15 protein-coding genes are annotated in these 15,699 nt (G+C 60.7%); 11 read left to right on the top strand and 4 right to left on the bottom strand.

Annotation, left to right across the window (positions count from 1 at the left end):
* Nucleotides 1-133: 133 nt before the first annotated feature.
* Nucleotides 134-1,606, top strand: a complete 1,473-nt coding sequence (locus MTX36_RS05455) for a class I adenylate-forming enzyme family protein (RefSeq protein WP_243618713.1) — start codon at nt 134-136, stop codon at nt 1,604-1,606.
* A gap of 13 nt (nt 1,607-1,619) precedes the next feature.
* Here MTX36_RS05455 and MTX36_RS05460 read toward each other — a convergent pair whose 3' ends face one another.
* On the bottom strand, nt 1,620-2,300 hold the full coding sequence (locus MTX36_RS05460) for a 3'-5' exonuclease (protein ID WP_243618714.1): 681 nt from the start codon (nt 2,298-2,300) through the stop codon (nt 1,620-1,622).
* A gap of 97 nt (nt 2,301-2,397) precedes the next feature.
* Nucleotides 2,398-3,312: an SDR family NAD(P)-dependent oxidoreductase gene (locus MTX36_RS05465; protein WP_243618715.1), complete on the bottom strand. Its 915-nt coding sequence runs from the start codon at nt 3,310-3,312 to the stop codon at nt 2,398-2,400.
* Between the two features lie 82 nt (nt 3,313-3,394).
* On the opposite strand from MTX36_RS05465, the gene MTX36_RS05470 reads away from it, so the two are divergent.
* The 3 genes from MTX36_RS05470 to MTX36_RS05480 all read left to right on the top strand — a co-directional run bounded on the left by MTX36_RS05470 (nt 3,395) and on the right by MTX36_RS05480 (nt 5,973).
* Complete coding sequence (locus tag MTX36_RS05470; RefSeq protein ID WP_243618965.1) at nt 3,395-4,006, top strand: TetR/AcrR family transcriptional regulator; 612 nt, start codon at nt 3,395-3,397, stop codon at nt 4,004-4,006.
* A gap of 45 nt (nt 4,007-4,051) precedes the next feature.
* Entirely contained in the window at nt 4,052-4,516 is a 465-nt protein-coding gene (locus MTX36_RS05475) for a nucleoside deaminase (protein ID WP_243618716.1), read from the top strand.
* 305 nt (nt 4,517-4,821) lie between these two features.
* Nucleotides 4,822-5,973: a magnesium and cobalt transport protein CorA gene (locus MTX36_RS05480; protein WP_243618717.1), complete on the top strand. Its 1,152-nt coding sequence runs from the start codon at nt 4,822-4,824 to the stop codon at nt 5,971-5,973.
* A gap of 52 nt (nt 5,974-6,025) precedes the next feature.
* Here the strand turns inward: MTX36_RS05480 and MTX36_RS05485 are convergent, their stop codons facing one another.
* Nucleotides 6,026-6,637, bottom strand: coding sequence for a hypothetical protein (locus tag MTX36_RS05485; protein WP_243618718.1), 612 nt, complete (start codon nt 6,635-6,637; stop codon nt 6,026-6,028).
* A gap of 90 nt (nt 6,638-6,727) precedes the next feature.
* Between MTX36_RS05485 and MTX36_RS05490 the strand changes: the two genes are divergently transcribed.
* The 7 genes from MTX36_RS05490 to MTX36_RS05520 all read left to right on the top strand — a co-directional run bounded on the left by MTX36_RS05490 (nt 6,728) and on the right by MTX36_RS05520 (nt 13,603).
* Nucleotides 6,728-7,774, top strand: coding sequence for an ATP-dependent DNA ligase (locus MTX36_RS05490; RefSeq protein WP_243618719.1), 1,047 nt, complete (start codon nt 6,728-6,730; stop codon nt 7,772-7,774).
* Nucleotides 7,774-8,814 carry a non-homologous end-joining DNA ligase gene (gene ligD / locus MTX36_RS05495; RefSeq protein ID WP_243618720.1) on the top strand — a complete coding sequence of 347 codons (1,041 nt, stop codon included), beginning with the start codon at nt 7,774-7,776 and terminating at the stop codon, nt 8,812-8,814. Before MTX36_RS05490 ends, ligD begins: the two co-directional genes overlap by 1 nt.
* 48 nt (nt 8,815-8,862) lie before the next feature.
* Complete coding sequence (locus tag MTX36_RS05500; RefSeq protein WP_243618721.1) at nt 8,863-9,393, top strand: DUF6764 family protein; 531 nt, start codon at nt 8,863-8,865, stop codon at nt 9,391-9,393.
* A gap of 104 nt (nt 9,394-9,497) precedes the next feature.
* A complete protein-coding gene (locus MTX36_RS05505; protein ID WP_243618722.1) occupies nt 9,498-10,709 on the top strand; it encodes a serine hydrolase domain-containing protein in 1,212 nt (403 codons plus the stop codon).
* A gap of 17 nt (nt 10,710-10,726) precedes the next feature.
* A complete protein-coding gene (locus MTX36_RS05510) occupies nt 10,727-10,945 on the top strand; it encodes a dodecin (RefSeq protein ID WP_243618723.1) in 219 nt (72 codons plus the stop codon).
* 15 nt (nt 10,946-10,960) lie between these two features.
* Nucleotides 10,961-11,842 carry a hypothetical protein gene (locus MTX36_RS05515; protein ID WP_243618724.1) on the top strand — a complete coding sequence of 294 codons (882 nt, stop codon included), beginning with the start codon at nt 10,961-10,963 and terminating at the stop codon, nt 11,840-11,842.
* Between the two features lie 78 nt (nt 11,843-11,920).
* Nucleotides 11,921-13,603 (top strand): FAD-dependent oxidoreductase, encoded by a 1,683-nt coding sequence (locus MTX36_RS05520; protein WP_243618725.1) that lies wholly within the window; start codon nt 11,921-11,923, stop codon nt 13,601-13,603.
* A 22-nt stretch (nt 13,604-13,625) separates the two neighbouring features.
* Here the strand turns inward: MTX36_RS05520 and MTX36_RS05525 are convergent, their stop codons facing one another.
* Nucleotides 13,626-15,413, bottom strand: a complete 1,788-nt coding sequence (locus tag MTX36_RS05525) for an ABC transporter ATP-binding protein/permease (protein ID WP_243618726.1) — start codon at nt 15,411-15,413, stop codon at nt 13,626-13,628.
* Between the last annotated feature and the right edge of the window lie 286 nt (nt 15,414-15,699).

Below are 15,699 nucleotides of genomic sequence, written 5' to 3' on the forward strand. Positions count from 1 at the left end.
AATACCCGTCGGTAGGCTATTGCAAGTAGTTCTGTTAGAAATATTTTGAAAAGGACTATTAGTGCAGATGCGGGGAAACCGCTCACCGGGAGGTCCATCGAATCCTGCACCGAGTGAATGCTTGAATGCAGACATGCAGCGTGATTTTCCCGCGCGGACGCTCGACGAGCTCTGCTTGGTCTTGGCGGAGCGGTACCGAGACCGGGTGGCTTTGCTCGACGGCCACCGGGAAATCACTTACGGCGAACTTGCAGACCACGCCTTACGAGTTGCGTCCGTGCTCGCGAATTCAGGTGTGCAACCGGGAGATCGTGTGGTTCTCACCGGCCGGAACTCCATGGATTGGGTCTGCATAGCCCTGGGGATCCTCTGCGCCGGTGCAACAGTCGTTCCCATCGGGCATGGTGTCAGCGGCATGGAGTCCTCCCGAATTCTGGATGTCACAGTTCCGGCGTTGGTCATCGACGACTCCCGGATCGTGGACATCATGCGCTCTGCGAAAATCACACCGCCTCGAGTCGGCCGGCCGTTTGCCGAGCACGACGATGTGGCTCTGATTCTGTCCACGTCTGGTTCGACGGGTGCGTCCAAACAGGTTCCCATGACCCACGGACAGTTGACACGGTTGTACTCCGCAGTCGCAGACAGGCTCGGGTTGACGAGTGCGGATCGTGTGATCGGTGCCGTCCCGTTTGCCCATTCGTTCGGATTCAACGGAGTGCTGTTGACTGCAATGGCTGCTGGAGCATCAGTCCGGGTGGTCGAGCAGTACGACCGATCAGACCTCGCCGATGTCATAGTCCGCGACAGAGTCAGTGTGATGATGGGTCCGCCGACCATTCTGTTCGATCTCGTGAACAGTGGAAGGGAGGACATCGGAACGGTATGCCGGATGGCAGTGAGCGGGGGTTCCGAGGTTCCGCTCGATCGCATGCGAGCAGCCTGCCGGGAGCTCGGTATCGCAAGCATGTTTGTCGGCTACGGACTTACCGAAGCATGCGGAACCGTCGCTATCGGCAGCATTGTCGAGGGTGGGTCGGGTTCGCTCGCGATGCTGACTCCCATTGACGGCCTTGATATCCGGATTGTCGACGATTACGGCTACCCACTCCCGCCGGATGTCGACGGTCACGTTCTCTGCTCCGGCTACAACGTCATGCCCGGCTACCTCGAAGCGGGCGAAGTCGCGGAATCGACGATCGACAACACTGTGGACGGCGACGGATGGTTACGGACCGGAGACATCGGCTGGACGGATGACGACGGACATCTCTATGTCGTTTCGCGTGCCAAAGACATGGTGATCGTCAGCGGGTTCAACGTGTACCCACAAGAAGTCGAGACGGTCTTGTTGCAGCATCCCCTGATCCTCGAAGCTGTCGTGATCGGAGTGGCCGACGAACGTCAGGGCCAACGACTTGTCGCGTGCGTGATTCCGATTCCCCGCCGCCGCGTCGATTCCGATGATCTGATCGATTTTTGCCGTGAACGATTGAACGCGTACAAGGTGCCGCGTGTCTACGTCGAATTGGAAATGCTGCCGAGAACGCACACCGGGAAACAGTCTCGAGAAGAGCTTCGGAAGCAGATTTCGGAACGGCTCTGAGGCGCGATTCGCATCACGCGATGATGCGAATAGGCCACTGGTCGTCGACGTCTGACGCGTCTTTGCCCTGATCCTTCAGGTACTGCGCAAAATCGCGCTGGCGTTCGCCGTGCCAATCCGCTTGATCGACCATGAGATCCAGCTCGGCGAGTTCGGGAAAACGAACCGCCAGTGCGTGCGCGAGGTGAGCTGCGGCCATTGCGTCAGCCTCCGCCTCATGCGCGGATTCGAGTGCAATTCCGTAGAATTCGCATACCGCGGCCAAGCTCCGTTTTCCCTTGCGGAATTTATCCATCGCACGATCGATGACGTAAGGGTCGATAACCAGGCCGGGAACCAGAGCGGGCTTGCCGATTCGAAGACCCTCCGCGTGCATGACCGTGAGGTCGTAGGACGCATTGAACGCAACGACGGCGTGGTCGCGGGCCCAGGAATTGTGGAGGGCCTCTCGAATTTCTTCGTAGCCCTCGGCGTAGTTCTGCCCGTGCTCGGCCGCGTACTCGGTGGTGATGCCGTGAATTGCGATAGCACCGGCCGGGATGTCGACGCCGGGATCGAGGAGCCAGGTGCGTGTTTCGACCTGAGATCCGTCCACGACAGCAACGCAGGCGCTGACGATCCGGGCTGTGGATGGATCGCGCCCGGTGGTCTCGAGGTCGAACGCGCAGATCGGGCGATCTGACCAGCTACTCATCGTGGGCCTTTCGGTGCAAAGATCATGTCCGGATCACTATGCACCGAGGTACCGACACGGTGTCCGATCGCTCTCGTCGGACACCGCGCCGACTACATCAGACAGCAGATTTCTCGGCTACCGCCTTTTCGACGAAACGACGAGTCTGATCGAAGGCCGCATGCACCTGGACAGAATCGGTCATGTCACTGATCTCGGCCCAACGCTCTGCGACGACCTCGGGGGAGAGCGCATCCTGGGGGATGTAGACGCCCTGCGACTCCTCCATACGAGCGATAGCAAAGACACCCGCGCCGGCACTGAGGATCGTCTTGGTGGGGGCGTCGTCGGAGACCATGAACAGCGCGCCGGGTGAAATCGACTCGGGGGCGAGGAGAGCGAGAGTCGCCTCGTCGAGAAGATCCTCGGTCATGCGGGTCGCAGCCGTCGGCGCGAGGGAGTTGACGCGAATGCCCTTGCGCTCGCCTTCGATGGAAAGCACGTTCATCAAGCCGACGACGCCGGACTTGGCGGCGCCGTAGTTGGCCTGACCGAAGTTGCCGTAGATGCCCGAAGCGGACGTCGTCATGAGGATGCGGCCGTAGTTCTGCTCGACCATGTGCGGCCAGACTGCCTTGGAGCAGATGACGGAACCCATGAGGTGAACGTCGATGACCTTGCGGAAGTCGTCGAGCTCGGCCTTGATGAAGGACTTGTCGCGCAGGATTCCGGCGTTGTTGATCAGAATGTCGACGCGCCCCCACTTCTCGATTGCGGCGGCGACCATGGCGGCAACGGCGTCGGGGTTGGTGATGTCGCAGTGATCGGCAATCGCTTCGCCGCCCAGTTCGATGATTTCCGCGACGACCTTGGCTGCTGCGGTGTCGGCGCCGCCGCTGCCGTTGACGGAGCCTCCCATGTCATTGACGACGACGCGTGCGCCACGTGACGCGAGTGCCAGCGCGTGGGCGCGGCCGAGGCCACCGCCGGCGCCGGTGATGATTGCGACCTTGCCTGAGAAATCCAACGACATGGGAAAACCTCTCTGATCTGGGATACTACTGAGTATTACTATGCCAAAGGGTATCAACAGTCAAGGTAGGGAACGGTGAATGATGAGTGCTGATGTGCCGGATATGCGCTCCGTGATCATCAGGGCAGCGGCCGACGCTTTTGCTGCCGACGGCTACGCCTCGACCACGATCGACGATCTGGCAGACCGCATCGGCGCTACCAAAGGTCTTGTCTATTACCACTTTCGGTCGAAGTTCGACATCTACCTTGCAGTTTTCGAGCACGGTATGAACCGGCTCCGGGCCGAGATCGACGAGGAAGTGAGTGCGGGGGGAACCGGACTCGAGCGGCTTCAAGCTATGTCGCGGGCGCATCTGATCAATCTGATGACTCATCTCGGCCATCATCACGCGATCCATCAAGGCGTGCGCGGGCAGATGAGTTCGGCGCTCAAACCGCGGCAGCGGCAGGCGCTGGTGGAGTTGAATGCTCTCCGACTCGACTACGAGAACCTGTTCGAAGAGGTCATGGCTGAAGGTGTCGCGGACGGTTCAGTTCAGGTGTCGTCGCCGCGAATGGCCGCAAAAGTCCTGCTCAGCAGCCTCAATGGCGTCGACCTCTGGTATCGGCATCGCGAAGGTCAGGCGCTCGCAGAAACCGAGGCGCTGGCCGACGAGATCGTGGAGTTGTTGATCGGAGGCCTACGCGCCTGAAACCGACTGTTGTATTGGTCGGATGTTGCGCCCAGAGTGTGAGCCATGATGAAGACGGAGATGCCTGATCCCGAGCAGATGTTGCAGATCGCGATTGCTCAGGCAGAGTGGGGGAAACGGGAAGGCGGAATTCCGATCGGCGCGGCGCTCTTCGCCTCCGACGGGACCCTCCTCGGTAGCGGCCGTAATCGCCGCGTTCAACACGATGATCCTTCGGTGCACGGTGAGACCGATGCATTCCGGGCCGCAGGACGCCAACGTGATTATCGGTCGACCACCATGGTGACGACGCTCTCACCGTGTTGGTACTGCAGTGGGTTGGTGCGTCAGTTCAATATCGGTTCGCTGATCGTCGGGGAGAGCGTGACGTTCACCGGTGGACATGAGTGGCTTCGCGAAAACGGTGTGTCGGTCACGGTTCTCGCCGATCGGCGCTGCATCGAGCTGATGGCCGAATTTATCGAGGCCAAGCCAGACCTGTGGAACGAAGATATCGGCACCGCGCCCTGAAAGGTGTATTCACGGTTGGTGATTCCCGCGCTCGGTTTGTCCAATGCCTGAAGGCGGGGTAAAGTGTGGGCGTCGTGTGCGGTCAGGGCTCGGTGTTCGAGAGCTACTGACGTTCGAGCAAAACTCGGGGAAGAGGAGGTGTGGCTTGTAATGCGAGGCCAACCTCCGAGTACCAACTGAAGCTACCGCGCACCAGGTCACTGGATGTTTCGCCGTAGCTTCATCGTGCGTTCATTGGTTTCTGCTCCGTGGTCCATTGCGTCCCGGGAGCATTGCCGTTCACTTCCTTTGAAAGCTGTTGCAGCATGCCCGAATTCAAGTTTTCCCGGTCAGCTTTGCCTCGTCGTTCTGCCGGTTTCGGTGAATCGCGTTCCGGTCACAACCGCGGTGCTCGCGTCGTCGTGAAGCCGTCGTCGGTCGATGTCGTCGCGCCGGTTGAATCCACCATCGTCAACAGTGGTGTGTATCGCGACGGTGAGCGGATCGCCACGCCGTCGACGTTGGCCGAAGCGCTGTCGTGTCTTCCGGACTCGCAGTCAATGGCCTGGATCGGTATGTATCGGCCCGACGATGCTCAGTTATACGCCGCAGCAAAGCATTTCGATCTTCACGAGTTGGCAGTCGAGGACGCGATCGTTGCGCATCAGCGGCCCAAACTCGAGCGATACGGAGAAACGCTGTTCGTTGTCCTGCGCGCCGCTCGGTACCGCGACGAGACCGAGCGCGTCGAATTCGGTGAGCTGCATATCTTTTGCGGTCCCAACTTCATTCTCACAGTTCGCCACAGTGAGTCCCCGGATCTCTCCGCGGTGCGGACCAGGATGGAGAGCGATCCCGATCTGCTTCGACTCGGTACCGAGGCAGTTCTCTATGCAATCCTCGACGCCGTGGTCGACGGATACGCGCCCGTCGTCGCCGGTTTGCAGAACGACATCGACGAGATCGAAACCGAAGTTTTCAGTGGTGACCCCGGGGTATCGCGTCGTATCTACGAGTTGACCCGAGAAGTGATCGAATTTCAGCGGGCCACACGGCCACTGCTGGGCATGCTTCGAGGATTGTCGGCCGGATTCGACAAGTACCACACAGATGAAGAGTTGCAGCGCTATCTCCGCGACGTCACCGACCATGCGACGACGGTTGTGGAGCAGGCCGACGGATTCCGTCAGCTCCTCGGCAATATCTTGACCGTGAACGCAACGTTGGTGTCGCAGAACCAGAATGAAGAAATGCGAAACCTCACGCATGCGAGCTACGCGCAGAACGAGGAAATCAAGAAGGTCTCGGCGTGGGCAGCTATTCTCTTCGCCCCGACCTTGATCGGAACCGTGTACGGAATGAACTTCGACGACATGCCGGAACTGCACTGGCAGTTCGGGTATCCGTTTGCGCTTTCGATGATGGTGTTGACGTGCGGAACTCTGTATACGGTCTTCAAGCGCCGGGGCTGGCTCTAACCTGCTGTGCGCCTTTATTAACCGCCGGCGGTTAATAAAGGCGCACAGTGTTTTACAGTTCTGCGATACACACCGTGAAGTTTCGCTCCGGATACTGGAGTCCCGAATCGGCTTCGCCGCCGCAGTCCGTGTACGAGCTGGAATTCTGCAGAATCTCTACTACCCGAACCGGATTGGTTCCGCCGCTCGACGAGCAATCGATACGGACCGGCTGATCGTCATTCGAGTCGGTGCCCATGTCGATGCAGCCACCGACAACCCAGTCGACATCCAGGCACACAGCGCCTTGCTCGTCTCCGGCAAACGTTTCGTAGTACGCAGAATCGACATCACTGGCACAGTCGTCGGACGTCGGCGCTTTGGAGACCACCTTGTAGTTGGATTCCATGCTTCCGCACACTGCATTCTCGATATTGGCGTCGTGGGCGGTACCACTGAGCTCGACGCAGTCGCCGATCGCCACATCGATGTCGACGTCGCCGCCGTCGTCGACGCCTTCTTGACCGTTGATCTTGGAGGTGGTGGGGATCGTCGTCTCAGTCACTGCGGATGATGATTCCGCGATGGCCTTGGGCTCGATATCTGAACTGCAACCGACCGTGAAAGCTGCGATGGCTGATGTCGCGATCACCGCCGCACACAGTCGGCGCACGATTTCGGACATGGGGTCCCCCTACTGTTCGATCTTGGATTGTCGGGACCTATTCCAGTACATCGGTAGTCGAATTGCGAACCGGACTGTCAGGATGGGTGGGTGGACCTTCCTCTGATGCCGCCGCTCGCCCCCATGCTGGCCAAGGCTGCGGCCGCCGTGCCGGTTCAGCCCGAGTCCGGTGAACCGACATGGTCGTACGAACCGAAATGGGACGGCTTTCGGGCAATCATCTTTCGAGACGGCGACGACGTGGTCCTCGGATCGCGCGGAGGCAAAGACCTGGCTCGGTACTTTCCGGAAATGGTCGACGCCGTCCGGGCCGAACTACCTGAGCGCTGCGTCGTGGACGGCGAACTAGTAGTTCCCCGGGACGTCGACGGGGTGACACGTCTGAGCTGGGAAGCGTTGTCGGAGCGTATCCATCCGGCGGCAAGTCGAGTGGCCCTTCTCGCCGAGCAGACACCGGCACAATTTGTCGGGTTCGATCTCTTGGCGTTAGGTGATCGGGACACCTCGGTCGGGGACTTCGGGGAACGACGGAAGCTGTTGGTCGAAAGTATCGGCGGGGGTCCGAGTTGCCACGTCACGGCGGCGACATCCGACGCCGGCGAAGCGATGCGTTGGTTCGAGATGTTCGAAGGTGCCGGTCTGGACGGTGTGGTCGCCAAGAAGCTCGTCGGGCCTTACCTGCCGAACAAACGCGAGATGATCAAGGTCAAGCATGCCCGGACTGCGGATGTCGTACTGCTGGGCTACCGTCCGCACAAGAGTCAACCCGGTATCGGTTCCATGCTCCTGGGCTTGTTCGACGGTTCCGAATTGAAGATGGTCGGTGGCGCTTCCGCGTTCACCGCAGCAAGACGTATCGAGTTGCTGGCTGAACTCGAACCGCTGCGCGTCGGTGACGACGTCGTAGCGGAGGGCGAGGCCAGCAGATGGCGGTCGGCCGCTGATCGTTCCTGGATACCGCTCCGTCCCGAGCGGGTGCTGGAAGTGGCGTACGACCAGATGGAAGGGGCGCGTTTCCGGCATGCCGCGCGGTTCCTGCGTTGGCGTCCGGACCGGGTGCCTGACGAGTGCACATTCGATCAGTTGGAGGTTCCCGTGCGGTACGACTTCGCAGATGTCCTTGCAGGCGGTGTGTGATGGCGAGTCCGGCAGAAGAACTGGATGTCGACGGTATCGCGGTCCGTCTCTCCAGCCCCGACAAGATCTACTACCCCAAGCTCGGCACCGAGGGCGGCACCAAACGTCATCTGGTGGAGTACTACCGGACCGTTGCGCTTCAGGGTGCGGCGCTGCGAGCACTCAAGGATCGACCCACGCATCTCCAACGGTTCCCCGACGGAATCGAAGGCGAAGAGGTGTATCAAAAACGGTTGCCCGCCAAGCGTCCTGAGCACGTGGAATCGTGTGAGGTCACCTTCCCGTCCGGGCGAAAGGCCGACGTATTGCGGGTGCAGAGCGCCGCAAACATCGTGTGGGCGGCAAACCTCGGAACCATCACGTTCCACCCGTGGGCCGTCAAGTGTCCTGACACCGATCATCCGGATGAGCTTCGAATCGATCTTGATCCGCAACCCGGAACGGACTTCGCCGACGCCGTTGCGATCGCGGATGAGGTGTTGCGTCCGCTGCTCGAGGAACTCGGGTTGGAAGGCTTCGCCAAGACCTCTGGTGGGCGTGGGGTACACGTCTACATTCCGCTCGAACCGCGCTGGGATTTTGTCGAGGTTCGACATGCCGGCATCGCCCTGGCCCGAGAGATGGAGCGCCGCAGTGGCGATCGAGCGACGACGGCCTGGTGGAAAGAGGAGCGCGGTCAACGGATATTCGTTGACTTCAATCAGAATGCTCGGGACCGAACCATTGCCGCTGCGTATTCTGCGCGCAAAACTCCCATAGCGACGGTATCCACCCCGGTGACCTGGGAAGAATTACGCGACGTGCATCCCGACGATTGCACGATTGCCACGGTTCCGGGCCTACTGACCAAGCGCGGTGATCCGATGGCTGCCATGCACGACAAGGCATTTTCCCTCGAAATCCTGCTCGAAATGTACGAGAAGGACCTCGCTGCGGGGCTGGGTGATCTTCCGTATCCACCGAACTACCCCAAGATGCCGGGTGAACCGAAACGCGTGCAGCCGAGCCGAGACCGAGATAGACCGCACGAAGACGGGTAGCGTCTGAAACGGATATATCGGAACAGTCAGTGCATCGTGGGGGTTGGCATGGATCGCCGGATTTATCGAATAGTCGCGTCGGCCGCCGGTGGTGCGGCCGTCGCAGCCTCAGTAATGCTGATCGCAGGTTCCCCCGCATCGGCCGCCACGTTGGACTGTGCGGCCAGGGGTGGCGATCGCAACGGCCAGGATCAAACAATGGTGGACGGCCACTCCGCGTGCCGGGCGGTGGTCGATCCCACCAGTTCAGCGATCTCTCACGTCGAGCAAGACGGAATCGGAGCCGCTGACGCCAGAGACGGGGGTCTGGCTGCCGGTTTCGGACTGTTCGGCGGGGTAGGCGCGGCGGAGGCACGTGGCGGAATGCTTGCGGCATTTGCCTTCGGGCCGGACTCGCTTGCGCTCGGCCGCACCACGTCGTCGCCCTTCTCGGTGGTTCTGAGTGGTCCCGGTGGCCGAGCCGCCGTCGGAGACGCTGACGTGGGAGCGATCTGTGACGGCGGTCCCACTCTGGTTTTCAACGTTGCCACAGGTCAGGGGTGTTTCAGTGACGGAACATCGACCTGGACGCTGCCGTGACTGTGACCAGCGCTACAGTTCACATCGTGACACCGGTCACAAATATGTAAAGCTGTAGTGGTCGATCAGGCGGTTTGTCTTGATCTACGGGATCGGAGGACGCGATGACTGCCAATGCTCGACGCGGTTCACTCGCACACGCAGAGGTGCCCGCTCGAACCGAACTGCATGTGGATCGGCGATTCCTGCCGCTGGCCGACCGATTCTTTGCGATGTACCGGCAACCGCAGCAAGGCGGCGGCGCGCTGGTTGCGTACCAGGGCGGCGAGAAAGTACTCGACATCTGGGCCGGATACGCCGACCGAGATCGTCGTTGGGACCACGACACCGTCGCACTCTCGTTTTCCACCGGTAAAGGTGTGGCCAGTACCGTCGTACATCGGTTGGCCGAGCGTGGGCTCATCGACTACGACGCACCGGTAGCTCAGTACTGGCCGGAATTCGGAGCGGCCGGCAAAGAGAAGATCACCGTCCGTGAATTGATGTCGCACCGAGCCGGGCTACACAAAGTGCGTGGTCTGATGCCGCGTCCGCTCGATCTCATGAACTACGACGCCGTCGTAGCGGCGTTGGCGGCCAGCAAACCGGATCCGCGTCGGCTCAAGGGCCCCGGCTATCACGCTGTGACGTACGGCTGGCTGGTCGCCGAATTGGTTTCCCGGGTGACGGGTATGCCCTTCACGGATGTTGTCGATGCCGAAATCGCGAAGCCGCTCGGAATTGACGAGTTCTGGTATCGCGTACCTGAATCCGAGCGAACACGCATCGCAAAGCTGTTCCCGCACATCAATCCTGCCGGTCTCAACTGGGCGTTTGCTTCAACTGTGCTCTCTCACGTCGGACCGACCCGCGGACTGGCCGAGGCGGCGATGCCCGACGGATTCGACGTCATGGTGCGCAACCCGGCGGTACACGACGCGGTGATGCCGGGCTGGAACGGCGTGTTCAGCGCCCGGGCCCTGGCAAAGATGTACGGCGCCATCGCAAACGGCGGCATGATCGACGGGAAGCGGTTTCTGAAGGAATCGACCATCGAACAGATGGCAACGATCCAGACGCGTGATCGTGACTACGTGCTTGCGGTGCGGCCCAACTGGGCACTCGGGTATCACCCGCCGATCATTGCTGCGCGTCGACAACCGCGTAACGCCATCGGACACTACGGTGTTGGCGGTTCGGGAGCGTATGCAGATCTCGACAGCGGTCTCTCGTTGGGCTTTACTACCAACAGGCTGGGTAGTGCGGTGACAGCGCTGGGTGATCTTCGATTGGCACGATTGGGTGCTGAGGCGCAGGAGTTGGCACGGCGGTCCTGACAACTGAAGGGAACATCATGAGTAGCAACGTGTATCGCGTGACGGAGATTGTCGGTTCGTCCACGGAAAGCAGTGACGCGGCAATCCGCACGGCAATCGCCCGGGCCAACGAGACTGTGCGCAATCTCGAGTGGTTCGAGGTTGTGGAAACTCGCGGTCACATCGAGAACGGTGTGGTGGCCCATTTTCAGGTCACGTTGAAGGTCGGATTCCGAATCGACAGCGGCGAAATCTGAGTTTCGAGGTGATGTGTGGGTGTTGACCTTTCGGCCGCAATCCAATTCATGGCCGGCCATGCCCGGACCGTCGATCGGCATCGTCTGAATCTTGTGCTCGGGCAGGGAAATCGCGACGCGGCACTGGCAGCCGTCGACGGCTATCGGAACCTCGACGGTGGATACGGCTGGGGCCTCGAACCTGATCTGCGTTCGGTATCCAGTCAGCCGGGAGGTGCACTGCACGCCTTCGAGGTGTTTGCAGATGTCGGTGCGCCGACGCCGCAGGCGCACCAACTGTGCGCCTGGCTGCAGTCGGCCTCGCTCGCCGACGGTGGCCTGCCGTTTGCACTTCCGATTTCGGATCCGGCGGCGTGCGCTCCGTTCTGGGTGAGTGCCGATCCGAGCGCATCGTCGTTGCAGATCACCGCAATTGTGTGCGCTGCTGCGGCGAGGGTCGCCGAGTTCGATCCCGTGGTGGCGCAGCATCCATGGTTCGGTGCGGCAGTTCGATTCTGTCTCGATGCGATCAACAATGCCGAGGTCCGGGGCGCTCTCGAGTTGGCGTTCGCGCTGCAATTTCTCGATGCGATTCATCGGCAGTATCCCGAGGCCGAATCGTTGACAGAGAGGCTCGGTGCTCGGATTCCGCGGAACGGCGTGGTTCACGTCGAGGGCGGTGCGACGGGGGAGAACATGCGGCCACTCGATTTCTCTCCGTTTCCCGGTGGCCCCTCGCGTTCCCTTTTCGATGCGGCAGTGATGTCCGCTGAACTGTCGTCCCTGGCGTCCCGGCAGCAGGCCGATGGTGGGTGGAGCGTGGATTTCGACAGCTATTCACCGGCCGCGACGCTGGAATGGCGTGGTCATGCCACGGTGAAGGCCATTTTCGTGTTGAAATGCAATGGAGTCGTCTGACAACGATTCTCGCGCCGAATTGGAACACGTTATAGTCTGGACATAGATGTGCTCGTGTTTCAGGGATAGGGGAAAGCTATGGCGTATGTGATCACGCAGCCGTGCTGCAACGACGCCTCGTGTGTTGACGTGTGTCCGGTCAACTGCATTCATCCGACACCGGACGAAGCGCAATTCGCGACCACCGAAATGCTCTACATCGACCCCGACACCTGCATCGACTGCGGTGCGTGTGTGGACGAGTGCCCGGTCGAGGCCATTTTCCCCGACAACGAGCTCAGTGAAGCTGACGCGCCGTACCTCGCAATGAACGCGTCGTACTTCGAAAAGCATCCGATGGGTCCGGACTGGCCCGAGCCGATCAAGATGGCCAAGATCGATGCCGAACTGGGAACACTGAAGGTTGCTATCGTCGGCTCCGGTCCAGCAGCCTGTTACGCCGCAATGGAACTGACCGGCAAGCCTCGCGTCGAGGTCGACATCTTCGATCGCCTGCCCACTCCGTACGGATTGGTTCGCGCGGGCGTTGCCCCGGATCATCCGGGCACCAAGGGCGTCACCGACCAGTTCCGCGCCGTCGTCGCCAAGAAGACCGTGCATTGCCATTTCAATGTCGAGGTGGGAAACCACATCTCGCATGCCGAACTGCTCGAGCATCACCATGCAGTGATCTACGCGGTCGGTGCAGCCGGCGACCGCAAGCTCGATATCCCCGGTGAGGATCTGCCGGGAAGTCACGCCGCGACAGAGTTCGTGGCCTGGTACAACGGTCACCCGAGTTACGCCGACCGCACGTTCGATCTGTCCGGTGAGCGGGCCGTCATCGTCGGCAACGGAAATGTCGCCCTCGACGTCGCACGCATTCTGGTTACGGATCCCGACGTGCTTGCAAAGACGGACCTTGCCGACCACGCGCTGGAAGCGTTGCGTAAGAGCAATATTCGTGAGGTTGTCATCCTGGGTCGTCGCGGTCCGGCTCAGGCCGCTTACACCAACCCCGAGCTGTTGGCGCTTGGTCTGATGGCCGACGTCGACGTGGTGGTCGATCCGGCCGAGGCCGAACTCGACGACGCCAGTCGCGCATTTGTCGAGAGCGACGCAGCAGAACCGTCGGTGCTGCTCAAGGTCAAGCAAGCGCAGGAATTCGCGTCGCGCACCGCTGATCCCGCACGCAAGCGCATCGTGCTGCGGTTCCTCGCCTCGCCGGTGGAGATTCTCGGAGACGGTGCTGTGGAGCAGGTACGCATCGTGAAAAACGAGCTGGTAGCAACGCCGACGGGTCAGCTTTCGGCGCGAGCCACCTCGGAAACCGAAACCATCGACACCGGACTGGTCCTACGGTCCGTCGGCTACCGCGGAACTCCCGTCGCAGATCTGCCGTTCGACGAAGCGCGGGGTGTCATTCCCAACGAGAACGGCCGTGTCATCGATACGGAATCCGGAGCTCCGATACCGGGTGTCTACGTTGCAGGCTGGATCAAGCGCGGACCCAGCGGCGTGATCGGTACGAACAAGTACTGCTCGGCCGAGACCGTGTCGATGATCTTCGACGACTTTGCCAGTGGTCGACTTGCAGCTCCCGAAGCTGATTCCGAGAAGCTGACGGTCCTCCTCGCGGATCGCTCGCCGGATCAAGTGGATTATCAGGGGTGGCAGCGTATCGACAAGGCAGAACGCGCTTCCGGTGCTGCCGTGGGGCGCCCCCGAACCAAGTTCATCTCCATTGAATCGATGCTCGCAGCCTCTCGCGCCGAGAGCTGACGATTGCAGGTTCGGGACCGCCTCACTCCACCTGTTCGGTGAGTGACCACTGTCCCGAACCCTGCAGTTCGAGTTGGCGATTGTGAAAAACGTTCAGTGTGCTGCGATGACCCACGCTGACGACAATGCTGTCGGGCAACTCGTCGCGGAGCATTCTGTACAACGAGTATTCGAGCCCTTCGTCGATCGCGGACGTTGCCTCGTCGAGGAACACGGTCCGGGGGTGGACCAACACAACCCGCGCGAACGCCAGTCGCTGTTGTTCGCCGGGTGAAAGAATCCGGGTCCAATCGGCCACCTCGTCGAGTCGGCCGGCCAGATGAGCGAGTTGCACCTTGTCCAGGACCGCCCGGAGTGTGCCGTCGGCGGCGGCCTGCTGATCCGGATACGCCAACCCCGCGCGCAGCGAGCCGAGGGGCAGATACGGGCGTTGTGAGAGGAAAAGGGTTTCGCCGGTCGGTCGCTTCACGGATCCGTTCGCATACGGCCACAACTGCGCGAGACTGCGTAGCAGGGTGGTCTTGCCGCTGCCCGACGCACCTTTGACCAGTAGGGCGTCGCCGGAATCCAGAGTCAGGTCAAGTTCGGAGATCAGGGTTTCACCGGAAGGCACGCGCACGTCGAGACTTCGGATGACGAGTTGGTCGCCGGACTCGGAGACGTCGAGTACCGGTAGTGTGCGAGCACGCTGATTGGCGTCGGCGAGGCCGGTAAGGCGAATAAGGGTGGCCCGGAAACTCGCGAATTCTGCGTACGACTCACGGAAGAAGGACAGCGAATCATGTACTTGGCCAAAGGCTTGCGCGGTCTGCATGACGTCGCCGAAGGTCACCTGACCTTTGAACAACCGCGACCCCTGCACCAGGAAGGGGAAGATGACAGCGGTCTGATTCACCGCCAGATTGAAACCGCTGAATTTGAGCGTCCGAAAAACGATGGCCCACATGTTGCGGATAACGGCGGCGAAACGCGTTCCCAGCGTCCGGCGTTCGACGTTCTCGCCGCGATAGAAGGCGATGCTCTCACCGTATTCGCGCAGACGCACCAAGGCGTAGCGGAAGGTTGCCCCTAGCTTCTCGTTCATGAAGTTCAGCATGATCAGCGGACGGCCGATCCAGAACGCGAGCGCGGTGCTCACCAGCACATAGATGTAGACCAGGAAGATCATGGCCCGCGGGATCTCGGTACCGAAAATGGTCAGCGGTCCGGAGAGATCCCACAAGATTCTGGTGAAGCTCACGATCGACACCATCGCGGTGACCGCACCCATCGACAGCGTGTCCGAGGATGCCACGAAAGTTGTGATGTCCGTCTGGATGCGCTGATCAGGATTGTCGATCGGGTCCGCCAGAAAATTTCCTCGGTAGTACGCCCGGCCGTCGAGCCAATCGTCGGTCAGTTGATCGTTGAGCCAGGTACGCCACTTGATCTCGAGGGTTTGCCCCATCAGGTAGGTGACCAGAGAAGTTACGACGTGGATGACCGCCAGAATGGCGAATACTCCGAGGTAGTGCCAGAATCCGGCTTCGTCGAGGTTTTGGATGGTGTCGTAGAAATCCTTGTACCAGTAGGAGAACAACACGGTCACGCGGACACCGAAGACGGTGAGTAACAATAAAACTGCGAGGATCAGCATCGGGACCGGGGTGCGACGGGGATTGAAGTACGGCCACGCCATCCGTCGAAACTGGCGTCCCCAGCGGGTGAAACGCGCGAGCAGCACCACCACGATCGCAAAGACGACTGCCGAGATCACGTAGGCCTTGGCCAGCCACAGCGCGCTGTCCGGTACGGCGCTGCTCCAGTTCACCGTGCACCTCCGTCGTGAAAACGGAAAGCCGATCCCGTCAGATGCGGAAGCTAATTGCGGGTTCACCGAAATGCGTGCCGTCAAACGTGCGCACCCACGGTAGCTACGGTCCAGCGAACGCTCGTATTGCCCGATTTCCCGTTTTGTGTGTTAATAACAAGGGGAATGTGAGGTTTGCTCCCGATCGTGCCTGTTGGCCGTTAAGCGGAGAACAGGGACGTTGGCGTCGGCACCAGGCGGGTGCCGACGCCGCCTCGCATGCATGCGTGTGCACGTGAACGAACGA

It is taken from the genome of Rhodococcus sp. ARC_M6 (assembly GCF_022810305.1).
In the GTDB taxonomy this organism is placed as follows: Bacteria; Actinomycetota; Actinomycetes; order Mycobacteriales; family Mycobacteriaceae; genus Rhodococcus_F.